Raw genomic sequence first — 24157 nt, forward strand, 5'->3', positions numbered from 1 at the left:
TTTTCTCTTGATAGAAAAGTAACCAAAAGATCAAGGTTGCACTTTCGTTTTCAACAATTCCTCCAACTTAATCAACTCGTCCCTGAACTGAGCGGCCTCAATAAAGTCTAACTTCTTGGCAGCTTCCGTCATTTGCTTTTTGGTACGTTCGATTGCTTTTTCCAGCTGCGGACGAGTCATATACTTAACAACAGGATCGGCAACCAGACTTGGTTCCGGTTCGACATAAGCATACGGTTCGGCTGTAGCCGGCTGTTTCTCACCCAGAAGAGAGACGCTGGTCTTGACAACCTGCCGGGGAGTAATGCCATGCTTTTCGTTATAGGCAAGCTGCTTTTCTCTGCGACGGGTCGTTTCGTCCATTGTCAGTTGCATACTGGCGGTTATCTTATCTGCATAAAAAATAACCTTTCCATTTACATTACGGGCAGCACGTCCGGCAGTCTGCGTCAGGGAACGGTGAGAACGAAGGAAGCCTTCTTTGTCTGCATCCAGAATAGCCACCAGAGAGACTTCCGGTAAATCCAGTCCCTCACGAAGCAAGTTTACCCCAATCAGCACATCAAACAAACCTTTCCGCAAATCATCCATAATCTGGATACGTTCCAGAGTATCCACATCACTATGGATATAATTACAACGTATTCCCATCCGGGTCAGATAAGCGGTCAACTCTTCCGCCATACGTTTAGTCAGCGTCGTGACCAGGACACGTTCATCTTTAGCCGAACGCTGCGTTATCTCTTCCATCAGGTCATCGATCTGATTCAATGTCGGACGAACCTCGATAACCGGATCGAGCAATCCGGTCGGACGAATCACCTGGTCGACAACAATCCCCTCGCTCTTCTCCAGTTCGTAATCGGCCGGAGTCGCACTGACATAAATAGCTAACGGGGTCATCGATTCAAATTCATCAAACATTAGCGGACGGTTATCCATCGCCGCCGGCAGACGGAAACCATATTCTACCAGGTTCTTTTTACGGGAATAATCTCCCCCGTACATGGCCCGTATCTGTGGGATCGTGACATGGCTTTCATCGACTACCAACATAAAATCTTTCGGGAAATAATCGAGCAGGCAGTAAGGACGTTCACCGGCCATCCGGCCGTCAAAATAACGGGAATAGTTTTCTATACCCGAGCAATGTCCCAACTCGCGAATCATCTCCAGGTCGAAGGTTACACGTTCATACAAACGCTTCGCCTCATAATGCTTGCCAATCTCTTTCAGGAAATTCACCTGTGTACCGAGATCTACATCGATCTGCCCGATAGCCATATTTATACGTTCCTGGGTGGTGACAAATAAATTGGTCGGATAAATATTCAGTTCATCCTGCTCGTCAATCTCCTGTCCGGTCTTCGGGTCGAAGGAAGACAGACGGTCTATTTCATCGCCCCAAAACTCGATACGGTAAGCCACTCCGTCAAACGATTCGATTGCCGGAAATATATCGACCGTATCTCCGTTTACCCGGAAACATCCACTGTTAAACTCTAACTTATTGTTTACATATAAAGCATCGACAAAGCGGCGTAACAACTTGTCGCGGTCAATCTGCATTCCTTTTTCCAGATGGGTCACCTTTTCGGCAAATGCCGTCGGATCGGCCATACCATACAGGCAGGATACGGAAGAAACAACAATCACATCCCTTCTGCCCGACAACAAAGAAGCTGTCGTACGAAGACGGAGTTTATCTATCTCTTCATTAATCTGCAAATCCTTCTCGATATAGGTATCCGTAGTAGGCAGATAAGCCTCCGGCTGATAATAATCGTAATAGGAAACGAAATATTCTACGGCATTATTCGGAAAAAAGGCTTTGAACTCGCTATACAACTGCGCTGCCAGCGTTTTATTATGACTTAATATTAAAGTAGGACGTTGTACCTCCTTAATCACATTGGCAATAGTAAACGTCTTTCCCGAACCTGTTACTCCAAGGAGCGTCTGGAAAGGCACACCACTCTGAATGCCCTCCGAAAGAGCCGCTATTGCTTCCGGCTGATCTCCCGTCGGGCTGAATGGTGATGATAACTCAAAATTCATTATTCGTATAGTCCTTTTTTAGGTATAACTATCCAGAGTATCAAATAAGCTATAACCCGGAAAACACAGTAAATATACTCAACAGTATATAGCCGACACGTACCAGCGTCGGGTCCCAACCAAAGTAATCTGCAATACCGCCGCATACTCCGGCAATCATTCCATTATTCGAACGATAAAGTCTTCTTGGTGCTTCTTCTTCCATGATGTCTTATTTTTTGTTTCGTAAAGATAGTATATATATCTATATGGCAGAAGTAATCCGGTTACAAATTGAACCAGTAATTCATCTTCAGCATAAAAGTATTCGTTGCCGGAAGGCCGAACATACGGTCCAGGTTATTCCCCCAGCCTGTCACCCGGTGGTTGTCCTGGTTGGACATGCGATGCTCCCAGACAAAATAGATCGTAGAACCCGGCAAATATTCCCAACGGGCCACCAGGTTGGAACGGAACTCATTAAAACTAAAGTCCGGATTCCTGAAAGATACTTCTCGTCCCCCACTTTTTAGATGATAGCTTCCGTCCGAATAACCGATTTCATCTCCGGAAAAGAGATGGAAACGTTTGTCATACGTACGGGATTCCGTATCCGCTGCCTCTTTAAAATCAGAGAACTTCGCAGTCGAGGTAAACGGGGAACCATAGAACTGTATGGAGATATCCGGAGTGAGATTGACCTGCAAACGCATTGTCAGGCCATACGTTTTCTGGTCCATGTGCCCCATCAGATAGATAAGTGAAGGGTCTGTCCGGGCGGGAGATGCCGATGCCGTTAATGTTCCGACATACTGCATATTGTCCGTATTCCAGGCATAATCCACCTGCCCCGACAAATACACATGGTTTCCTAAACGGAAAGTCAGGCTGGGTGACAACGTATTAAAACGGTTATACCCGTCCAGATTATGATTTCCTTCATATTTCAACATGAACATCATCCGCTTTGCCTTATCCGTATTCACTTTAACCGAAGTCTGGAAATAAGGATTCAACCGCATATCCCAGCCTCCGCGAAGCAAACGGCTATCCAACCGGTTCCAGACGAAAGTTTCCTTCATATCCATTTCATAACGGCTCATTGTCATACTCTGCCAGCGAAGGGCGACATCGTTGCTGAAAGGAGTTCCCCCATAATTCCACTGGTTTTTCTGGGTAAACGTAAAGGCATTATAACGGAATAACTTCCAGATATCCGTTTGGCGGTACACCACTTCCGTTTCATTCGTCCGATTATCCGCTTCTTTCATATACCCCATGTCATTCAAGTCGAAACCGGGAGACGACCAGCTAAAGGTTTCTGAGAAAGCCCACTTGGCATTTCCCTTCCGTCCGACTTTCACATAACCGCCGGTTCCGTTCAGAGAACGGCGGTCAGGGTCCACTCCCAGATAACCGGATGCCGATGCACGCTGATAATAATGAACCGGACTGGTTTGCCGGACAGCTATCGCCTCTTTGCTTCCGTTCAGGGAACTGAACATTCCCTTTACATCTATATAATAAAGACGGTTCTTGAAATACTGGGTAAAATCTATTCCTGCCGTAAAAGCGTTACGAACCATAAAGTCTTCCAGATAAGGCTGGTCCAGTGCCCGGTTGACGGATGTGACCATTCCTCCAAGCAGGCTATTTCCTTTCCAGTTTTTCTGTACGCGGGCTACTGTATAATTTGTCAGCGGCTCCACGACTTCAACATCTTCAACCCCGTTACGGGTCACGTTGGCGGAAGAACGGGCCGTTACGCTCTGCACCACGCCTACTGTCACTCCGCGTCTGTTCGTCCCGGTCAGCTTCAGGGCACCGATGATAGGAACATTGTCTTTGCTGTCTGCAAAACTGTTGATATTGTCGATTCCCTGTGGAGTATATGAGGGAGCGGCACCGATACGACGGGTATAAAACATCATGTCACTGCCATTGGCAAAATCAAGGATATGTTTTCCCTCCAGGAAGAAAGGACGTTTCTCGTCATAAAATGTTTCGTAAGCCGTCAGGTTCATCACCGAAGGGTCCAGTTCCACTTGGCCGTAGTCCGGATTGACCGTCAGGTCCAGCGTAAAATCCGAAAGGGCGAACTTCGCATCCAGGCCGACATTGCCACCCCAGCTATGTCCTTTCTGATAAGGGCTTCCGGCAACCTTCGGTTCATTCCGGTATTTTCCCATCACATACGGAAGAAATTCAATGCCACGAGGTTTCGGCAAATCGTCCATCCCGTGCATCTCTCCGAAAGAAAAGACATGTCCGTTATTCTTCAGAGGAATCATGCTCCAGTTCTGAACCTCATTATTCTGACGTCTGATACGGCGGACATGAAGTCCCCAGATGCCATCATCGGAATGCTGGTTATATCGTAATTGGCTGAACGGAATACGCAATTCCGCCGTCCAACTGGAATCAGCCATGTCAATATGAGTCTTTCCTTCCCATACGGCATTCCAGCTTAAATTGACATTCAGCTTATCGGTCACGACCAGGTCAGTCTTGTTTCCCCCCAGATTGATATTAAACTCCGGAGCGGCCCGGTAATCATGATACGTATCAAAGGCAACACTGATAAGGTCGCCCATGCTGTTATCGTCGCGGTTGCCGATAAAGCGGTTCATCTTTTCCGGATGGCTTTCCTTACAATAGACACCGACATAGATATACTTATTGTCATAGAATAGTTTCACACGGGTAGGCGCATCCGGCATTTGCCGTTCATAAGGAATAATCTGAACAAAACGGTCGGACCACTCGCCCTGCTTCGTCCAGAATTCTTCATCCAGGCGCCCATCCATAACCGGCTTCGCCCCTGTCACTTTCGTTATATTATAAACACGTTTGTATGCCGCTTCAAAAGGGACAATAGAATCTTGTTGCGCCTTACCCAGGGCACAAGACAACAACAAGGCAACAAAGGACAATCGGTATTTCATCTCATCAGTTACAAATAAGCAGCCACTTTATTCCGGTCGGTTTCTACCGTTTCAAACTCCGAAGAGACAATACTGCTTCCCATCGGCACATTTTCATTCCGGTACTCCATTTTACTGTAAACGATGCTACGGGCGGAAGTATGAAACTCCTTCGCTCCTGTTTCCGCTTCGAGTTTCGCGATATTGTTTTCACGGACACCGCATCCCGGCATGATAATGATGCGTCCGTCAGCACGCCTCACCAATTCGGCAATCAGAGGAATACCTTTAACGGCATCCGATTGCTGGCCGGAAGTCAGGATACGGTCGCATCCGAGTTCAATCAGTTGTTCCAGTGCCGCAAACGGGTCACGGCAGACATCAAATGCCCGGTGGCAGGTTACCGACAACGGTTTGGCAGCCTCCATCAGTCTGCGCATCAACGGAACATCTATATCTCCCTCTTTAGTGAGGCATCCGAAAACGACGCCGTGTACTTTCAGTTGTTTACATAATTCAATATCCAGCAGCATAGCATCTATCTCCGCCGGAGTATACAGAAAATCGCCGCCACGCGGACGGATAATGACATTTATATCAATGGTAGAAGTCAATGCCTGCGCTGTTTTAATCTCACCATAACTGGGAGTCGTTCCCCCTTCAGGGATACCGGCACAAAGTTCCACACGTTTGGCCCCTCCGGTTTCGGCCTCTACACAACTTTGTGCCGAGTTGGCACATATCTCGATTATACGGGTTGGTTTCATATCTATTTCTCTATGTTTGTTATTTTACTAATAATTTACCTTTCTCTGTAAGCCGATATTTCTGTGTCGGGCTATTCGGACTATCCGGTTGTGTCATTTCAATAACGCCTAATTCTAGTGCCTTTCGAATATATTCGGTTTTAAAGTGAGCTTTATTTTTTAAATTAAGAATATTCATCAGTTCCGTTCTAGACATTTCACCTTGAAACACTCCTAACAGTTCTTCCACAGGCATAGTTAGTGGTACGGTTACTGGTACGGTTACTGGTATGGTTACCTGTTCGGTCGTTTCCGAATTTGCAGCCTTACATTCATTAACTACAACTTCAAACACTGTTAATTTATTTACATCAAACTGTGCTTGCGGACTGCCATTATCCAATAACATACGCTGTACACGATCTATTCCACGATTAAACTTATTGACATACCCCATTACTTTCATTGCTTCAGAAATAATCGGATTACGATAGTCATTTACCGTCGGAAAGTTTTCCGGGCGCGCCTTGCCATACAAGCCTCCTGGGTTCATTATTTCAATCCTATCATTATACTGGTATAATCTCACCGGCATATTCGTTTGAAAGTCCCGGTGCATCAGAGCATTCATCATCAATTCACGAATAGCCCAGTAAGGATAGTTCGACACCATTTTCTCCCTAAGTACAGACACCGGAACCGGACGCTTCTTTACTATGGAGTATTCAATAAAAACATCCAACTGCGGCAACAACTCGGCAAAACATTTATTGAAAGCTCGTTCATCCTCTATTTCAGCCGCTTTATCCAGTCCTTTAAACTTGACAAATTGAATATAATCACCCGGCAAAAAACGTTTCGGAGTTTTACCAAACAATACGATAGCCGCATAGGTCGGACAATCATGTTCTATATCATAGAGGCATAAAGAAGCCATCTGCTCTTTAATATCTCTTGTGTCTGAAGCCAGAATTTCTGCATCTATGGCTTTGGGAAGATAGTCTTGCTTTATTTTATCAACAAGAATATCCTCTATGGAAGCCTGAATACAAGGTGTAATATCAAAAGTCGCCATATTGGCAGTACGTCTTTCTGTCAATATACGTTCCTCGGCTTCAGAGGCTATATCTTTCCGGGGGCCGATCCTGATAAATGTCCTGCCACGGTATCTGACAGGCGGAAAAAAAGAAGGCTGCACTTCAGCGACCAACAAGTCGCCTCCGGGAAATTCGAAACGATCTACATTCATCACAGGCAACGGTAATATATTTCCATCAGAACGAATAGCAGCAATCTTCTTTAATAAAGCATCGTCTACTTTGAGCCCTGATAAAGAACCATCATCATTCGCTCCAAGAATGAGATAACCATTTTGCCTGGAATCAGGGATATCATTGGAGAAAGCGCAAATAGCTTCGCAGAATTTATCCATATTGTTTGTTGACACAGTCCGCTCCACCCGAAAAGTTTCGGTACTCATCAACAATTGTTGCAATTCTTCTTTAGTAATCATATTCCTCTTTGATTTCAGAATCTTTTTTAAGTCTCACAAAATTATAAAATAATACGGCATCACCAAACCCTACTGTGCGCTTGTTACCTCTTTGGTTTCGCCTGCGGGAGTTGCTTTTTTTCACAAGGTCGTTGTGACGCCTTGCACAACGCCCTTTTGACGCCCGTCACAACGATCTTGTGCCGTACAGCACAAAGGCCTTGTGACGGGCGCCACAAAGCCTTTGTGCAAATTTTCTCATAAAGAGAGGACGCTATTCTATTTCGGGCCTGTCGCCGCCTCCCCCGTCGCCGGAAGTAGTAAGCGGGCGTTCGAATTCGATGGTACGGGGTTCTTTCAGCAGGCCGGTACCCGTAGTGTACTGTGTCACAATGCGCAACGTATATTGCGTGCCTTTCGACAGGGTGGCGGGAACCTGTATCTGTACGAATTTCGGATCGTTGCGGCGCAGGCGTCCGGTGGCCTGTGTAACGGCGCCGGAAGCGTCGATAAAGAAAACGCCTACTCCTTCCGCATCACCGGCTATGCGAACTTTATCTCCTTCGATATCGATCGTGTCGCCGATAGTGATCGTGCTGTCTACTGCGCCTGTCGCACCGTCGGTAACGCGGTTGATACCGGCTCCGCTGTCTTTTACGCCCAGCACTTCGACGCCGACTTTTGTCAACGCTTCGCGCATCTGGCTGGAAAGCGTTATGTCGAGCGTTATTTTATGGCGGGCCGGGTCGAACTGGTCTTTTGCCGTGATCCAGCTGCCACTGACGCGGGGAGTGAACTGGCAGGTTTCGGTCAGTACGCTATACCCTTGCTGCACCTTTTCGCGGATAATACGGTCGTGTTGATTGATGATCGACAACATGGTGTCGAATTTGATTTCACTGCCTTCCACAACGATGGCACGGGCGATGTCTTCGTTGCGAAAGGTGTTTTTCATGGTGGAAACTTCGGCTGTATAGTCGTTATCCACATCTTTGGTAAGAAGATTGAGCCGTAGCCAGATCTTCCAGAAAAATTCGTAAACTGCCATTCTGATTTAAGTTTAAATATTAATAATAGTATGCTACTGCTAAAAAAACAGTCAGCAGAAACAAAGATATTCAAATCTTCGGTTCCGCTGCTATGTATTGCCGTTTATTTTACTTGGCAGGGAGGTCTTTGATGCAACGGGCACCATATTTGGATTGCGGGCAACCTGTTTCCATGGCCGGCTGCGGTGTACTGTAACTTGTGGTATTTGCATTATCCGGCCAACCCTATTGTTTTACTTATGTATTCCCGGTTTTATCAATTTCCTTGATAAGATAAAAAACATATAGCCACATAATTTAAAAACTGGCTTGTTTTACATATGTATGTCCAATAATAATGGCTGTGTAAGTATTATGATTACATTTGCGTTCAGTAAAGCAGCAAGGCGATGAACTCAGAAAAACTAAAGGGCCATATACTGATTTTGATAACAAATATATTGTTTGCTATCAATATGCCCATATCCAAATATCTGTTACCTTCCCATGTGCAACCCGAGGCGCTTACCATCATGCGGATGGGATCTGCCTGCCTGTTGTTTTGGTTAACTTCGTTATTTATCAAACGGGAAAAGGTAACGATAAAAGACCTGGGACTGCTTTTTATCTGCGCCATGTGCGGGGTAGGCATCAATCAGGGACTGTTTATTGTAGGGCTGAACCGAACCTCGCCGGTGGATGCTTCCATCATCGCAACAGGCGTCCCTATCTTCGTCATGCTACTGGCAGCCGTTATCCTGAAAGAGCCGATCACCAAGATGAAAGCCTTGGGCGTATTGATGGGATGCATCGGGGGGATATCTTTGATCCTGGCATCCACACATGCTACGGGGCAAGCCAGCAGTCTGGAAGGTAATCTGATGATCATCGTCAGTGCTTTCGTATATTCCATCTACCTCGTTTTATCCAAACCGTTGAGTTTACGTTATTCAGCGGTAACGATGATGAAATGGATGTTTCTTTTTTCCACGTTGGTATTATTGCCTTTTACTTATCGACATGTTCTCGATACCCCTGCTTTCCAGCGGGAAACACTCAATATGCAAGAGCTTGGAGCCATCAGTTTCGTACTGATCGGTGCGACATTCATTCCTTATTTATTAATACCTATGTCGCTGAAACGCATCCGCCCGACAACGGTGAGCATGTATAATTATATACAACCGATTATCGCTTCACTGATTGCGGTCATGATAGGGCAAGACACATTCTCTTTACAAAAAGTATTATCGGCAGTCCTTGTTTTTACCGGGGTTTATCTGGTTACACAAAGTAAGAGCCGGGCAGATTTGGAAAAGGAAAGCCGTTGAAAAAGCTTTTGTACAAACTTGTTAATCACCTTTATAGCCAGAACCTTTATATATTTTATTTGTTTTAAGCAGAAAAATATACGTCACAACTATGGATAGTGTAAGTACTTCTAACAAAACACCCAACAAAAGTATGATATGGCTTATTGCCATATTGGTTATCGCCGTCATTATTGCCTTTCTATGGTGGTGGAACTATCGCAAATATATTTCGACTAATGACGCCAACCTTGACAGTTACCGGGTAAGCGTCGCATCACAGGTCATGGGACCGATGGTCAGGCAATATGCCTGGGAAGGCGATACGGTCAAAGCCAGCATGCTCCTTGCCGAACTTGACAGCAGCGGTATCGTTGCAGAGTTACAGGAAACCATTGCCCGCCGTGAACAGACGATAGCCAACCTGAAACTGGAAAAAGAGAATCTCAACACTGCCATCAAGAACCTCCAACTGGCAGAAATCGCTTACCATCAGGCAGAAGTGAACTATCTACGTGACCAAAAACTATACAGCACCAATGCCGTTTCGCAGGAAACATTCCAGGATGCGGAAGACTCCTGGAAAAGTACAGGCATAAAAGTAGAAGTAGCCAAAGATCAGATCAAGGTCTCACGGGCACAGATCACATCCGGTGAAGCGGCAATCGCCTCAGCTGATGCAGCGATAGAATCCACCCGTGTTTCATTGGGATATTATCGCATCACAGCTCCGGTCGACGGCGTGATTGCCAAACGGTGGTCGCTTCCGGGTGACATGGTTCAACCCGGACAGACACTCTTTACAATCAATGAAGGGAAAGACCTTTGGGTAGCCGTTTATCTGGAGGAGACCAAGTTCCGGACGCTCCGCCTCGGACAGAAAGCCGATTTCACGCTGGACGCCTACCCCGGACTCACCTTTTCCGGAAAGATATTCTATATAGGTACAAACACAGCTTCGGAGTTTTCATTGATCCCTCCTAATAATGCTTCCGGCAATTATACCAAAGTTGCCCAGCGCATCCCGATAAAAGTCTCCGTCGACCAGGTAAAAAAAGGAAAAGAAAATACCCGGATGCCGAAACTGGTATCAGGCATGTCTGCAACCGTTAAGATTATCAAGAAGCAATAATGGGTAAGAACGGAAATACAAATGATAATGCCTACAAATGGCTGGTGTTGGGCAACATCATGATCGGGACATTTATGGCCGTGCTCGACTCCACCGTCGTGAACACCGGACTTCCGGCTATCATGGGGACGCTCGGTGCCAGTATCAACACTGCCGAATGGGTTCTGACAGGATATATGCTGGCTATTGCGAGCATCCTTCCCGCAGCCGCCTGGCTGTCCGACCGGTTCGGATACAAACGGATTTATTTCCTTTCTTTATTGGTATTTACTTTCGGTTCGTTCATGTGCGGAAACTCCACCTCGATCGAAGAACTTATTTTCTGGCGTGTAATCGAAGGCCTTGGATGCGGAGCAATCATGCCTGTCGGAATGGCGATTGTCAGCAATGTTTTTCCTCCGGAGCAGCGGGGAACGGCACTCGGTTTCTGGGCCATCGCTTCGGCAGCATCCGTCTCGTTCGGTCCTTCCATCGGCGGTTATCTGGTCGACAATCTGAACTGGAACTATATATTTTATGTAAATGTACCGGTCGGGGCTCTCGCTCTCTTTGTAACAGCCATCCTGCAAAAAGAATATAAGGCGGAGACAGTACAGCCTTTCGATATTCCGGGATTCATCACTTCCGGCATCTTCCTGCCTCTGTTCATGTACGGGTTATCGGAAGTCAATTCGTCTACCAACACACAAGGCTGGAACAGTCCTGTCGTATTAGGCTCGATGTGGATTTCCGCACTTATGTTCATACTCTTTATTTATATCGAACTGACGGTGAAGCATCCGTTAATCAACCTGCGTATATTCAAAGACCGCAATTTCACCCTGGCAAACGTGATGATGTTCATCTTCGGGGTCGGCATGTTCGGAAGCACTTTCCTGATTCCCCTTTATTTGCAGAACAATCTGGGATATTCAGCCCTCCAGGCCGGCATGTTCTTTATTCCCGTAGGAATCATCCAGGGATTTTGTTCTCCCACTGCCGGAGCATTGGGGCAGAAGATAAACCCTAAAATACTAATTGCAGGCGGACTGATCCTGATGGCACTCAGTTTCTATCTCAACATCTTCCTCTCCTTCCTGACCGAAAAATGGTATATCATGATGAGCCTCTATCTTCGCGGCATCGGCATGGGAATACTTTTCACCCCATTATTAACTTTATCATTAGCCCGTATCAGTGTCGTACAAATGGCACAAGCATCGAGTATCACCAATATCGTCCGCCAAATGGGCGGCAGTTTCGGTGTTGCCATCTTCAGCCATATGCTTACCCAACGCACCAGTTACCATACCCAACGCTACAGCGAAGCATTAAATTATACTGGTGAGATATATCACCAGACAATAGATAAACTGAGTTTCTTCGCCTTACAGACAACCGGCACCACCGAAGAGACAGCCAAATCACTCGCCGAACAGCTAATAATCAAACGTCTCGAACTAGAAGCATACATAGGCGGCATCAACGATGATTTCTATATCGCATTCATCGTCACCTTGCTTTGTCTGCTCCCGGTGTTCTGGTTACGGCAGGTGAAAAAGGGCAAAATAAATAAACAATAGTAATCATCATACCCTCTTTTCCTATCAACTTTCCACTATTTTATCACTTTCTACTGAAAAAATGCTTGCATTTGAAAAATAATGTGTAATATTGCCCCTGCAATAAGATATGAAAACTAGAAAAGTAAAAGAATGATTGCAGGTATAGCATATTATACATGGGCATTGATGACCCCTTGGGGGGTTAGAATTTACAAATAAACAAGAGCAGCGGCCACGTCCTGCATTGTTGCAATCATTTGTATTGCATCCTTTATGCCGGTTCTTTCCGGTTCTTTTTATCAATTAATTTAGTTACAAATATATTGTCAGTTGTCAACCGTCAGCTGTCAATTAAAATAATACATACCGATGAAAGTATTGAAATTCGGCGGAACATCCGTAGGTTCCGTGAATAGTATTTTGAGTGTTAAGAAGATAGTAGAGGCTATTGAAGAGCCTGTAATCGTTGTCGTATCTGCATTGGGCGGCATCACGGATAAGTTGCTGGCAACCTCATCCATGGCTGCCAAAGGGGATGTCGGATACGAAAGGGAGTTCTCCGAAATCATAACACGTCACCTGGATGTGATTCAGGGTGTTATCCCCGACAAGATGCAGCGCATCGAAGTGCAGAAAAAGGTCATGAGCCTGCTGGACGAACTGGGTAATATCTTCAAAGGTGTGTACCTTATCAACGACCTGTCTGCCAAGACTTCCGACACAATCGTCAGTTACGGCGAACGCATTTCTTCACTCATCGTGTCGAATGTCATCGAAGATGCCAAGCTGTTCGATTCCCGTAAGTTTATCAAAACGCTCAAGCAGTTCAACAAACATATCGTTGATTTCGAACAGACAAACCAGCTCATTAAAGAGACTTTCAACCCGCTACCTAAAGTATCGCTGGTTCCCGGCTTTATCTCTTCCAGTACGGAAAACGGAGAAGTAACGAACCTGGGACGTGGCGGTTCCGACTATACTGCCTCTATCCTGGCTACTGCGCTCGATGCCAACGTTTTGGAAATATGGACGGACGTAGACGGTTTCATGACTGCCGACCCGCGCGTCATCAGTTCAGCCTATGTAATCGACCGGCTGACGTTTACCGAAGCGATGGAGTTGTGTAACTTCGGAGCCAAGGTCATCTATCCACCGACGATTTATCCGGTATATCATAAGAATATTCCGATCCGTATCCTGAACACATTCAATCCGGAAGCGCCGGGTACTTATATTTCCAAGGAAAAGGTAAAAGAAGAAGGGAAAGCCATCATCAAAGGTATTTCCTCTATCAACGACACCTGCCTGATTACCGTTCAGGGACTGGGCATGGTTGGTGTGATCGGTGTAAACTACCGTATCTTTAAGACATTGGCAAAAAGCGGTATCAGCGTATTTATGGTATCACAGGCCAGTTCCGAAAACAATACGACTTTCGCTGTCCGCAATGCCGATGCCGACCTGGCCGTGCAGGTGCTGGATGAAGAGTTCGCATTGGAACGCGCCCAGGGTGATATGAACGATACGGTGGCCGAAAAAGACCTGGCAACAGTCGCCATCGTCGGTGAAAACATGAAACGTACGCCAGGTATTGCCGGTAAACTGTTCGGTACGCTGGGCAGTGCCGGTATCAGCGTGATTGCCTGTGCACAGGGTGCTTCCGAAACAAACATATCATTTGTTATCAAGCACAAATATCTGCGCAAGGCTCTGAACTCTATCCATGATTCATTTTTTCTGTCACAATATAAGGTGTTGAACCTGTTCATTGCAGGTGTCGGAACGGTAGGCGGTAACTTACTGGAACAAATCCGTATCCAGCAACCTAAACTGATGGAACAAAACGGCCTGAAACTAAATGTTGTCGGTATCGCCAACAGTAAACGTGCCCTTTTCCTTCGTGAAGGACTGAACCTGGAAAACTGTATCGACGAACTGAAAAAGAACGGCGAAGAGAGTTCTCCCGAACATCTGAAAGAAGAGATTCTGAAAATGAATATCTTCAACTCCGTATTTGTGGATTGTACGGCAACCCCGGCTGTCTCCGACCTGTATGAAACGCTGCTCAACAACAACGTTTCAGTGGTAGCCGCCAATAAAGTAGCCGCCTCGTCCTCTTACAGCAATTATATCAAACTGAAAGAAACGGCCCGCCACCGTGGCGTCAAGTTCCTGTTCGAAACGAACGTCGGAGCCGGACTGCCTATCATCAATACGATGAACGACCTGAGAAACAGTGGCGATCATATCCTGAAACTGGAAGCTGTTCTTTCCGGTACATTAAATTATATATTCAATACGCTCAGTGCCGATATACCTTTCAGCAAGGCAATCCTGATGGCAAAAGAGGAAGGTTACTCGGAACCCGACCCCCGTATCGACCTGAGTGGAAAAGACGTATTGCGTAAACTCGTCATCCTGGCGCGTGAAGCCGGTTACAAAGTGGAGCAGGAAGATGTAAAACGCAACTTGTTCGTGCCGGATAAATATTTCGAAGGTTCGCTCGACGATTTCTGGTGCAAGGTGAAAGAACTGGATGCCGAATTCGAAAACAAACGCCAGCAACTGGAAGCCGAAGGCAAACGTTTCCGCTTCGTTGCCAAAATGGATAAAGGTGTTTGCGAAATCGGCCTGCAAACAGTCGACAGCCATCATCCGTTCTACGAACTGGAAGGCAGCAACAACATCATCATGATTTCCACCGAAAGATACCACGAGTATCCCATGATAATAAAAGGCTACGGAGCCGGAGCCGATGTAACGGCTGCTGGTGTATTCGCCGATATAATCTCTATAGCCAATATTCGGTAAGAAAAGGAATGAATTAAGTTAATACGAAATGAAAAGTATAATAATCCTGGGCGACGGCATGGCCGATGAACCCATTGAGGCACTTGGAGGTAAGACTCCCATGCAATATGCAGATACCCCTTATATGGATAAGCTGGCTGCATTGGGTGTTACCGGACAAATGAAAACGGTTGCCGACGGATTCCATCCGGGCAGCGAAGTTGCCAACATGGCCGTATTAGGATACGACCTGCCGAAAGTATACGAAGGACGTGGCGTACTGGAAGCTGCAAGCATCGGTGTCACCCTTCAACCGGGTGAAATGGCGATGCGCTGCAACCTTATTTGTGTTGAAGGAGATATCCTGAAAAACCATTCGGCCGGCCATATATCCACCGATGAGGCCGACGAGTTAATACAATTCCTCAACGAGAAATTAGGCTCCGACAAAGTAAAATTCTACACTGGTGTCTCCTACCGTCACCTTTTGGTTATCAAAGGAGGCGACAAACGGCTGGATTGCACGCCGCCCCACGACGTTCCCCTCCACCCCTTCCGCCCGTTGATGGTCAAACCGGAAGTGCCGGAAGCACAAGAGACTGCCGACTTATTGAATGACTTGATTCTGAAATCCCAGGAAATATTGAAAGACCATCCCGTCAACCGCAAACGTATGGCAGCCGGAAAAGACCCGGCAAACAGTATCTGGCCCTGGTCGCCCGGTTATCGTCCTGCCATGCAGACCATGCAGGAGATGTACGGTTTCAATAAAGGGGCCGTTATTTCAGCCGTCGACCTGATTCGCGGTATCGGCGTTTATGCCGGCCTCGAAGTTATCAGCGTGGAAGGCGCCACCGGATTATATGATACCAACTACGAAGGCAAAACGCATGCCGCCCTCGAAGCACTGAAAACAAATGATTTCGTCTACCTCCACGTCGAAGCCAGCGATGAAGCCGGACACGAAGGAGACGTAGACCTCAAAATAAAAACAATCGAATATCTGGATAAACGGGCCATCCGCATTATCTATGAAGAGTTGCAGACATGGGACGAACCGGTTGCCATTGCCGTACTTCCCGACCATCCGACTCCCTGTTCGATCCGTACACACACCAATACCCCCGTCCCCTTCCTGATCTACAAACCCGGACAAGAGCCTGATGCAGTGACCTGCTTCGACGAGTTCAGTGTCCTGAACGGTAAATATGGAGTTTTGGAAAAAGATGAATTTATAAAAGAATTATTATGAAATATTACAGCACAAACAAACAAGCTCCCCTCGCCACCCTGGAAGAAGCCGTAGTAAAAGGCCTTGCCGGTGACAAGGGATTGTATATGCCCGAACGTATCGTCCGTTTGGATGAGGGCACAATCAACAATATGAAAAATCAGTCTTTCCACGAAATAGCTTGTACGGTTGCACAGGCTTTTTTCGGTGAAGACATCGAAACGGAAACGTTGAATGAAATCGTAAAAGATACTTTATCGTTCGATACCCCTGTGGTAAACGTCTCTGAAAATATTTACAGCCTTGAACTTTTCCACGGTCCGACACTAGCCTTTAAGGATGTCGGCGGACGCTTCATGGCCCGCCTGCTGGGATATTTCATCCAAAAAGAAGGACTGAAACAGGTTAACGTACTGGTTGCCACTTCGGGAGATACGGGAAGTGCCGTTGCCAACGGTTTTCTAGGTGTACCGGGTATCCACGTGTATGTTCTTTATCCCAAGGGAAAAGTCAGTCCTATCCAGGAATGCCAGTTCACAACACTGGGACAGAATATCACCGCCCTTGAGATAGAGGGGACTTTCGACGATTGCCAGGCGTTGGTAAAATCGGCTTTCATGGATGACGAACTGAACCGCCACATGAAACTGACATCAGCCAATTCCATCAACGTGGCCCGCTTCCTCCCGCAATCATTCTATTATTTCAATGCCTACGCACAGCTGGATAAGCTCGGTAAAGCCGATAACCTGGTCATTTCCGTCCCCAGCGGGAACTTCGGAAATATCACCGCCGGTCTTTTTGCCAACTGGATGGGACTGCCCGTTAAACGCTTCATCGCCGCCAACAACCGCAACGACGTATTCCTTGAATATCTGAGAACAGGCGTTTACACTCCGCGTCCTTCCGTAGCCACGATAGCTAACGCGATGGATGTCGGCGACCCGAGCAACTTTGCCCGCATCATGGATTTATTCGACATCTACGGCGACAAACATCATGAAATATGCCAACACATCACCGGCTACCGTTTCACCGACGAAGAAATCGAATACACCATCAGATATGTATATGAAAACGATGGCTATCTACTTGACCCGCACGGTGCCTGCGGCTATCAGGCTTTGATACAATATGCACTCGAATCTGACGAAACCGGCCTCTTCCTTGAAACCGCCCATCCGGCGAAGTTCAAAGGAACCGTCGACCGTATCCTCGATGCAGACATTGAAATTCCGGCCAAGTTACAATCCTTTATGAAAGGGACGAAACAAAGTGTCGAACTCAGCAAAGACTTTAAAGCGTTCAAGGCTTACCTGATAACACAGTAATCATAGCCTGTTCCGTCCGGTATAGAGATTGTCCCTAGCGGTAGGTACGTTGTATCCCTATCCCTAGGGACAACCTGTACTTACCGGTAGGTACAGAGTGTACCTACCAGTAGGGAGCATCCCGATGTAGCACGCAACTTACCCTCCGTACAGTACAGATGACACATTACCTATCGCCAACCATCAGCTCCTCCAGGTACTTTTTCAAAATAAGCGCATGATTATGGTCCGGACTTTTAGAAGCATATAGCAACGTGACGATCGGATATTGACTGATCTTCTCCACAAATGCCTTTGCTGCCTCCGAACCGTTCAGCTCTTTGCTATACAATGCGGCAAACTCATTCCACCTTTCATCGGGTGCCTGATGAAACCACTTTCGAAGTTCTGGAGAGGGAGTTACATCTTTTTCCCACAAATCGAAATGTGCCGCTTCCTTTTTCATACCTCTGGGCCATAGCCGATCCACAAAGACCCTGTAACCATCCGTTGGCTCCGGATCTTCATATATCCGTTTCAATTTTATCTGTGTCATAATTATTTATCCATATTCCATTTATAAACAGCTTTTACAACCTTATTGTTACCATAAATCATCTTCAAATATTTTCTAATATTCCCGTAAACTTTCCTGTTGCCTATGATGTTTATTAAGTACAAAACATAAATAAACAAAATTATGAGTACAACAGTAAAATCAGAACAAAAAGAAAAAGCGACCCGCACTTCCAATAAAGAGATCGCAACATTTATCGGAGAACTTTTCTCATTCAACAGTAGTCTCAAACTTTTTCACTGGAGCGTAACCGGAACCGGCAGTTATGCTAAACATATGGCATTAGATGAAGCCATCGCCTCCTTGCTGGACGTGATCGACAGAATCACCGAAACAACATTCGCCTTGGTAGGCGACCTCCAGATTGCCATCCCGGAAACCAAAACTCCGAAAGACATCGTAAAACATGCATCAGATTTCTACAACTACGTAGAAAAACACAGAGACCTGTTCCCTGAAGCATTCTCACAATCCATCATCGACGACTATCAGGAAGCAATCCAGCAATTGCTTTACAGATTAGTCAGATTGCAATAGCATTACCTAGTGATCTGCCAGTTATTTTTTAGAGTTTATATATTTACACGGAGGAGTTGTTTTCAAAGACAACTCCTTTTGTATTTTTTTACCCCGGAGTATCTTTAGTTTCATAAACAAAACTATCTTTGTCCAATGGGACAGACAGGAACAAAGAAACTCGAAACAGATATACAGACCCGTAATGACTTATGCGTTACGCAAAATCCCTACGGAGAATTTGATCTGACCGGTATTTATACCGAGACTCAGTCTAAAGGCGGCCGTAACGTACTCCAAAACTGGGTTACCCATCCTGTTAACAATATCCAAACACTCCACTACCGCATCGAATCCATTCGCGCCGGTGGAATACCCAGCTTCGAAATAGACGGGAACACCCTGGACTTCATCGAATATTACCTGAATTATAATGAGCCGTCCCCCACAACCGTATTAGGCGTCCTCTCCTACTACCAATGGTTAAAAAACAAATTGCAGAAAAATCCGTGGAACTATATTAAAAGCCGTGGATGCTTATATTTATGTGAATTGATCCGGGAATTACGCCAGATCTCATCTCCCATAGAAGAGTCCGCACAACCGGACATTATCAAACAAACACTCCGGATGATACGTTCCTATGTGGACAGCAATGTTTTCGCTTCAATCCCGAACAGGGAAACCAGATTAACTTGTTACGAAATAGACCAGTTCGACTACATTTTCCGCAATAGGGGAAAAATCGCTGTACAGGGGATACTTGATATTGTATACGAATTGGACGCCTTTCGTTCCGCGCATCAAATAGCTAAAGAAAAAGGATTTTGTTACCCGGAATTACACTCCGGCGACACAGAGCTGGTCATACACAACTTTTTCCATCCGGCTTTGCCGCAAGCCGTACGTAATGACTGGCATTTGGAGGAAAAACATATCAATATTTTCACAGGTTCCAATATGGCTGGCAAATCGACGACTCTGAAAGCGTTATCGTCGGTTATTTGGTTGGCTCACGCCGGATTACCGGTACCGGCAACTTATATGCGTTGCCCGGTATACAAGGGTATTTTTACTTCCATCAATTTACCGGATTCTTTAAAAAGAGGAGAAAGCCATTTCTATGCGGAAGTATTACGTATCAAAAGCATACTGGAAAAAGTCAAGGAAGAAGATGCTTATTTCATCGTGTTCGACGAACTCTTCCGGGGAACAAATGCCCGCGATGCTTATGAGGCTTCGGTCATCGTTCTCAATCTGCTGAAAAAATATCCGCAAAGCAAATTCCTTCTCTCCACCCATATCATAGAACTTGCGGAAGCCTTTTATACAGAAAAAACATGTCAGTTCAACTACATGGAATCTGAAATAAAAGACGACCGTTTCCTTTGTAGCTATCGGTTGAAAGAAGGAATTTCCGAATCGCGCATCGGCAGCTGGTTAGTCAGAAAAGAGCTAAACACGCCTTAATCGAGTGCCCACTGCTTCATCTCATACATATCCAGATACTCTTCCCATTCGGGATCGACTTCCGTATAAATAGAAATAGGTAACAGATCGAACGGAGCGAGTGCCTCATTCAGACGTTCGCCGAAAACGCGGACTGTACGGGTGTAGAAAACCCATATCTTCTCTCCTGCCCCGGTATAAACAGCGGTAAGGATGGAAAGTTTATCTTTTTCCATGGCTTTCCGCAATGTTTCCTGTACGTTCTCCATCTGTTCGGCAAGTGCATCCATAGGCATTCCTTTCTCATCCCCTTCATATTTCCAGGTTATTTCAACACGTTCCTTGAATTTACCGGACTGGATAAATTCCGTCAGTTCATCGCGTCCGCTTACTGTTACCAAATGCCCGTCTTCGTCTTCCGACAAGGCTGTGAACCATTCATTACTTAATCTCATATATTTTATTCTTTGTTATTTACATTTTAGAATCATTTTTCCGTTTCTTCCACAGCTGCCAGCTATTAAATATATTCTGCCACAACACATAAGAACCCGGACCGACCGAAGAAACCGGGTCGAGATAAGTATAAGACATCCAGATGGCGAGCACCGTGTTCTTTTGTCCCAGAGCCTGACCGGCACTGATACGGTCTTTATAAATAGTTCCGATCCGTTTTCCGAGAAAGAATTGAAGGGCGCAAGTGACAAAACCGGCCAATGCGATCAATATCTCGACCTCTACCGGAATCGTACTGTGGGCAAGCGATTTCACGGTCTGAGCCGTTACGATGGCCAGCGCCATCCCCCACATATAAAAAGCCAGGTCATGGAAACCTAACAAAAAATGATGTATCTTCGGAAGACAATACCGGAAGAACAATGCCAGAAAAAACGGGAAAAGCAACAACGGAAATACTTTACTCAAAATCTTCAGAAAAGCAGTGAAGAAAGTAACGTCCGTATGAGGCTCGACCAAAGGAAAGATCAATGGCACAGCTACCGCCGCCAGAATATTCGATAACAGGGTATAAGTAGTCAGACTGGAAGCACTCCCACCCAACTTACCCGTAATAACAGCCGCCGCTGTCGCCGTCGGACAGATCAGACAAACCATCGCTGCTTCAAAAACCTCCCGATAGGAACCTCCCATAGGTACAAAAATCAACAAGGCTGCCAGGGCACATGAAGAAACAATCTGAAACAGCAACAACCATCCGTGCCACGGAGACGGCATCAACTCCCGCCAATCCACTTTACAAAAAGTAAGTAATAACTGACCAAAGATCAATAAAGGAGTAAGATACGCAATAAGCGTGTTCATAAACGGTTTTGTCGGCTCCAGAAAGGTGAAGTTGGCAAACATCAAATAACCCAATACACCAGTCAGCATTGCAACAGGCAATGTCCAGTTCTTCAGAAAGTTCAACATGAGACCTATCTTTATATTTTCGGCGCAAAGATATATAAAAAAGCCCCATCCGGTAACGAATGAGGCTCCTTATTTACATATGCCTGTTTTTCATTATTTTCTGAACGGCGCTTTGACCACCTGTGCTTTCAGATTACGGTTACGTACTTTCACAAAGAATTCTGAACCGGCTTTTGCATATTCGGGCTTCACATATCCCATACCGATACCTTTCTTCAACACTGGCGACATCGTTCCGGATGTCACAACACCGATAACCTGATCCTCTGCATCCACGATTTCATAACCATGACGGGGAATACCCTTGTCTACCAATTCAAACGCACACAATTTACGGGTAACGCCTTCTTTCTTCTGGCGTTCCAGTTCTGCACGGTTGGTAAATTCTTTTCCGTCCGCAAACTTAGTGATCCAACCCAATCCGGCTTCGATCGGAGAAGTCGTATCATCCAGATCATTGCCATACAGGCAGAATCCCATTTCCAGACGAAGTGTGTCGCGGGCACCTAAACCAATCGGCTTGATACCTTCGGGCTTGCCGGCTTCAAAGATTGCATTCCAGATAGTCATTGCATCATCCGGATAGAAATACAATTCAAAACCACCCGCACCGGTATAACCCGTATTGGAAATGATTACATTCTTACAACCGGCAAACTCTCCGGTCACAAAAGAATAATAAGGGATAGACGAAAGATCGACCGGAGTCAGGCGTTGCAGCACTTCAGTTGCTTTCGGTCCCTGGATAGCTAGCTGGGCAGTACGATCGGAAGAGTTTTCAAGCTCTGCTCCCACTGTGTTGTGACTGACACACCAATCCCAGTCTTTTGCAATATTTCCTGCATTTACGACCAACAGATATTTTTCCGGTTCATAGTGATAAACCAGCAGGTCATCCACAATACCACCTTTATCATTCGGGAAGCAAGTATATTGCGCCTTACCCAATGGCAAAACAGATGCATCATTGGAAGTGATACTCTGGATAAAAGCCAGCGCATTCGGGCCTTTTACCCAAAACTCTCCCATATGAGATACATCGAATACACCTACACCATTCACAACGGTCATGTGTTCATCGATTATGCCGGTATATTCGATCGGCATATTATAACCTGCAAATTCATGCATTTTTGCTCCCAATGCGATATGTACATCGGTAAACGGAGTCGTTTTCATGTTATTATTACGTTTAAGATTTTTGAGCCAGAAGCTCGGTTATTTTTATAATTGTTTGCATACTCTTTTCCAATGAGTTGACCGGAAGGAACTCATAACGTCCGTGGAAGTTCAACCCGCCGGCAAATATATTCGGGCAGGGCAATCCCATAAATGACAAACGGGCACCGTCCGTTCCGCCGCGAATCGGTTTAACCAGCGGTTTAACACCGACAGACTCCATGGCTTCAAAGGCCAGGTCTACGATATATTTCTTCGGTTCAACCACTTCACGCATATTATAATATTGGTCGCGAAGTTCCAGCGTTGTACTGCCCGGATAGATTTCGTTCATACGTTTTACCCACATCTTCAACTGTGCTTTCTTTTCTTCAAACAAAGTGCGCACATGGTCGCGGATGATATAGGACAAGGAGGCTTCCTCTACCGTACCCGACATATTGGTCAGATGATAGAACCCTTCGTACCCCTGCGTATGTTCCGGACGTTGTGAAGCCGGCAGCCACGAAGCGAACTCGATAGCCAGCAACGAAGCATTCAGCATCTTGTTCTTCGCATAACCCGGATGAACGTTCAAACCTTTAAAAGTTATTTTGGCAGCTGCCGCATTGAAGTTTTCATATTCCAGTTCGCCAATCTGCCCGCCGTCGATCGTATAAGCCCATTCACAACCGAATTTCTCCACGTCAAAATGGTTGGCCCCTTCCCCGATCTCCTCGTCCGGAGTAAAACCGATACGTATCTTGCCATGTTCGATTTCCGGGTGATCCTTCAGATATTTCATAGCAGCGATGATGGCTGCCACACCGCCTTTATCGTCGGCTCCCAGCAAGGTCTTACCGTTGGTTACAATAATATCCTGGTCTTTATAATCATTCAGTTCAGGAAACATCTGGGGAGAAAGAACTACATTCTCTTCGGCGCACAGGACGATATCTCCTCCTTTATAATTTACAATCCGTGGAGTCACATCTTTTCCCGACATATCCGGACTGGTATCCAGATGGGCGATAAAGCCGATAGCCGGAATCTTCTTATCGGTATTTGCCGGAAGTGTTGCCATCAGATAGCTGTTTTCATCCAGCGTGATGTCTTCCAGACCTATTTCTTCCAGTTCCTTTACCAATTCTTCTGCAAACACCCGCTGTCCCGGAGTACTTGGTGTTGTCCCGGTCTCTTCACTCGATTGTGTTTCAAACGTTACATACTTTAAAAATCTATCTAATACTGTCATAAGGTATACTTTTATATTTAAAGCATAAAAGTAGGTAAAGAGCGACGAATAACAAAATAATAAAGAGAAATAATTACCCAACGATTGTTTTGTAATTATTTCTCTTTTTATCTGGCTTGAACTATCTTGTCCCCGTGCTTGACACGGGGTCGCAAAAGAACCGGCAGTATCAAAATATACATATAGGATATGGTCTGTACCTTTGCGATCTCGTGTCAAGCACGGGAACG

General features: G+C 45.8%; 18 protein-coding genes and 1 pseudogene. 8 read left to right on the forward strand and 11 right to left on the reverse strand.

Annotation, left to right across the window (positions count from 1 at the left end; genetic code table 11):
* Nucleotides 1-30: 30 nt before the first annotated feature.
* The 6 genes and pseudogenes from uvrB to C825_RS19910 all read right to left on the reverse strand — a co-directional run bounded on the left by uvrB (nt 31) and on the right by C825_RS19910 (nt 8247).
* Nucleotides 31-2058, reverse strand: coding sequence for an excinuclease ABC subunit UvrB (uvrB, locus tag C825_RS19885; protein WP_007652915.1), 2028 nt, complete (start codon nt 2056-2058; stop codon nt 31-33).
* Nucleotides 2058-2263: pseudogene (locus C825_RS19890) on the reverse strand (PspC domain-containing protein). Before C825_RS19890 ends, uvrB begins: the two are co-directional and overlap by 1 nt.
* A 61-nt stretch (nt 2264-2324) precedes the next feature.
* Nucleotides 2325-4982, reverse strand: coding sequence for a DUF5916 domain-containing protein (locus C825_RS19895; RefSeq protein ID WP_010799868.1), 2658 nt, complete (start codon nt 4980-4982; stop codon nt 2325-2327).
* Nucleotides 4983-4990: 8 nt separating this feature from the next.
* Nucleotides 4991-5728 (reverse strand): copper homeostasis protein CutC, encoded by a 738-nt coding sequence (locus tag C825_RS19900; RefSeq protein WP_010799869.1) that lies wholly within the window; start codon nt 5726-5728, stop codon nt 4991-4993.
* 19 nt (nt 5729-5747) lie between these two features.
* A complete protein-coding gene (locus C825_RS19905) occupies nt 5748-7220 on the reverse strand; it encodes an RNA/DNA-binding domain-containing protein (RefSeq protein WP_010799870.1) in 1473 nt (490 codons plus the stop codon).
* Between the two features lie 253 nt (nt 7221-7473).
* Nucleotides 7474-8247, reverse strand: a complete 774-nt coding sequence (locus C825_RS19910) for a DNA-binding domain-containing protein (protein ID WP_007652907.1) — start codon at nt 8245-8247, stop codon at nt 7474-7476.
* 390 nt (nt 8248-8637) lie between these two features.
* Between C825_RS19910 and C825_RS19915 the strand changes: the two genes are divergently transcribed.
* From C825_RS19915 to thrC, 6 genes are all read left to right on the forward strand, one after another.
* Nucleotides 8638-9558, forward strand: a complete 921-nt coding sequence (locus C825_RS19915; protein WP_007652900.1) for a DMT family transporter — start codon at nt 8638-8640, stop codon at nt 9556-9558.
* Between the two features lie 91 nt (nt 9559-9649).
* On the forward strand, nt 9650-10669 hold the full coding sequence (locus tag C825_RS19920) for an HlyD family secretion protein (protein WP_010799871.1): 1020 nt from the start codon (nt 9650-9652) through the stop codon (nt 10667-10669).
* The gene (locus C825_RS19925) at nt 10669-12231 is read left to right on the forward strand and encodes a DHA2 family efflux MFS transporter permease subunit (protein ID WP_007652898.1); all 1563 of its coding nucleotides are present in this window, start codon (nt 10669-10671) and stop codon (nt 12229-12231) included. The genes C825_RS19920 and C825_RS19925 overlap by 1 nt, the downstream gene beginning before the upstream one ends.
* Nucleotides 12232-12582: 351 nt before the next feature.
* Complete coding sequence (gene thrA / locus C825_RS19930) at nt 12583-15024, forward strand: bifunctional aspartate kinase/homoserine dehydrogenase I (RefSeq protein ID WP_007652897.1); 2442 nt, start codon at nt 12583-12585, stop codon at nt 15022-15024.
* Between the two features lie 28 nt (nt 15025-15052).
* Nucleotides 15053-16255, forward strand: coding sequence for a cofactor-independent phosphoglycerate mutase (locus C825_RS19935; protein ID WP_010799872.1), 1203 nt, complete (start codon nt 15053-15055; stop codon nt 16253-16255).
* The gene (gene thrC / locus C825_RS19940; RefSeq protein WP_010799873.1) at nt 16252-17565 is read left to right on the forward strand and encodes a threonine synthase; all 1314 of its coding nucleotides are present in this window, start codon (nt 16252-16254) and stop codon (nt 17563-17565) included. The genes C825_RS19935 and thrC overlap by 4 nt, the downstream gene beginning before the upstream one ends.
* A 166-nt stretch (nt 17566-17731) precedes the next feature.
* On the opposite strand, the gene C825_RS19945 is transcribed toward thrC, so the two are convergent.
* Nucleotides 17732-18100: a DUF488 domain-containing protein gene (locus C825_RS19945; protein WP_010799874.1), complete on the reverse strand. Its 369-nt coding sequence runs from the start codon at nt 18098-18100 to the stop codon at nt 17732-17734.
* A gap of 144 nt (nt 18101-18244) precedes the next feature.
* Here C825_RS19945 and C825_RS19950 point away from each other — a divergent pair, with 144 nt between their 5' ends.
* Together C825_RS19950 and C825_RS19955 are read left to right on the forward strand one after the other, a co-directional pair.
* Entirely contained in the window at nt 18245-18658 is a 414-nt protein-coding gene (locus C825_RS19950; protein ID WP_007652890.1) for a DUF5856 family protein, read from the forward strand.
* A gap of 135 nt (nt 18659-18793) precedes the next feature.
* Complete coding sequence (locus tag C825_RS19955) at nt 18794-20107, forward strand: MutS-related protein (RefSeq protein WP_010799875.1); 1314 nt, start codon at nt 18794-18796, stop codon at nt 20105-20107.
* On the opposite strand, the gene C825_RS19960 is transcribed toward C825_RS19955, so the two are convergent.
* The 4 genes from C825_RS19960 to pepT all read right to left on the reverse strand — a co-directional run bounded on the left by C825_RS19960 (nt 20104) and on the right by pepT (nt 23927).
* On the reverse strand, nt 20104-20541 hold the full coding sequence (locus tag C825_RS19960; protein ID WP_007652885.1) for a DUF695 domain-containing protein: 438 nt from the start codon (nt 20539-20541) through the stop codon (nt 20104-20106). The two genes, C825_RS19955 and C825_RS19960, sit on opposite strands and share 4 nt — an antisense overlap.
* A 19-nt stretch (nt 20542-20560) precedes the next feature.
* Nucleotides 20561-21514, reverse strand: a complete 954-nt coding sequence (locus C825_RS19965) for a hypothetical protein (protein ID WP_007652882.1) — start codon at nt 21512-21514, stop codon at nt 20561-20563.
* 93 nt (nt 21515-21607) lie between these two features.
* A complete protein-coding gene (gene gcvT / locus C825_RS19970; protein WP_010799876.1) occupies nt 21608-22693 on the reverse strand; it encodes a glycine cleavage system aminomethyltransferase GcvT in 1086 nt (361 codons plus the stop codon).
* A 13-nt stretch (nt 22694-22706) separates the two neighbouring features.
* Nucleotides 22707-23927 (reverse strand): peptidase T, encoded by a 1221-nt coding sequence (gene pepT / locus C825_RS19975; protein WP_010799877.1) that lies wholly within the window; start codon nt 23925-23927, stop codon nt 22707-22709.
* Between the last annotated feature and the right edge of the window lie 230 nt (nt 23928-24157).

It is taken from the genome of Parabacteroides sp. ASF519 (assembly GCF_000364265.2).
Lineage (GTDB): Bacteria > Bacteroidota > Bacteroidia > Bacteroidales > Tannerellaceae > Parabacteroides > Parabacteroides goldsteinii.

Excerpts from the sequence above, each read along its gene's own strand:
- gcvT (WP_010799876.1), bottom strand. The coding sequence starts at position 22,693 with ATGAAAACGACTCCGTTTACCGATGTACATATCGCATTGGGAGCAAAA.
- C825_RS19950 (WP_007652890.1), top strand. The coding sequence starts at position 18,245 with ATGAGTACAACAGTAAAATCAGAACAAAAAGAAAAAGCGACCCGCACT.
- uvrB (WP_007652915.1), bottom strand. The coding sequence starts at position 2,058 with ATGAATTTTGAGTTATCATCACCATTCAGCCCGACGGGAGATCAGCCG.
- C825_RS19925 (WP_007652898.1), top strand. The coding sequence starts at position 10,669 with ATGGGTAAGAACGGAAATACAAATGATAATGCCTACAAATGGCTGGTG.
- C825_RS19900 (WP_010799869.1), bottom strand. The coding sequence starts at position 5,728 with ATGAAACCAACCCGTATAATCGAGATATGTGCCAACTCGGCACAAAGT.
- C825_RS19910 (WP_007652907.1), bottom strand. The coding sequence starts at position 8,247 with ATGGCAGTTTACGAATTTTTCTGGAAGATCTGGCTACGGCTCAATCTT.
- C825_RS19920 (WP_010799871.1), top strand. The coding sequence starts at position 9,650 with ATGGATAGTGTAAGTACTTCTAACAAAACACCCAACAAAAGTATGATA.
- C825_RS19895 (WP_010799868.1), bottom strand. The coding sequence starts at position 4,982 with ATGAAATACCGATTGTCCTTTGTTGCCTTGTTGTTGTCTTGTGCCCTG.
- C825_RS19935 (WP_010799872.1), top strand. The coding sequence starts at position 15,053 with ATGAAAAGTATAATAATCCTGGGCGACGGCATGGCCGATGAACCCATT.
- C825_RS19915 (WP_007652900.1), top strand. The coding sequence starts at position 8,638 with ATGAACTCAGAAAAACTAAAGGGCCATATACTGATTTTGATAACAAAT.
- C825_RS19905 (WP_010799870.1), bottom strand. The coding sequence starts at position 7,220 with ATGATTACTAAAGAAGAATTGCAACAATTGTTGATGAGTACCGAAACT.
- thrC (WP_010799873.1), top strand. The coding sequence starts at position 16,252 with ATGAAATATTACAGCACAAACAAACAAGCTCCCCTCGCCACCCTGGAA.
- C825_RS19945 (WP_010799874.1), bottom strand. The coding sequence starts at position 18,100 with ATGACACAGATAAAATTGAAACGGATATATGAAGATCCGGAGCCAACG.
- pepT (WP_010799877.1), bottom strand. The coding sequence starts at position 23,927 with ATGACAGTATTAGATAGATTTTTAAAGTATGTAACGTTTGAAACACAA.
- C825_RS19960 (WP_007652885.1), bottom strand. The coding sequence starts at position 20,541 with ATGAGATTAAGTAATGAATGGTTCACAGCCTTGTCGGAAGACGAAGAC.
- C825_RS19955 (WP_010799875.1), top strand. The coding sequence starts at position 18,794 with ATGGGACAGACAGGAACAAAGAAACTCGAAACAGATATACAGACCCGT.
- C825_RS19965 (WP_007652882.1), bottom strand. The coding sequence starts at position 21,514 with ATGTTGAACTTTCTGAAGAACTGGACATTGCCTGTTGCAATGCTGACT.
- thrA (WP_007652897.1), top strand. The coding sequence starts at position 12,583 with ATGAAAGTATTGAAATTCGGCGGAACATCCGTAGGTTCCGTGAATAGT.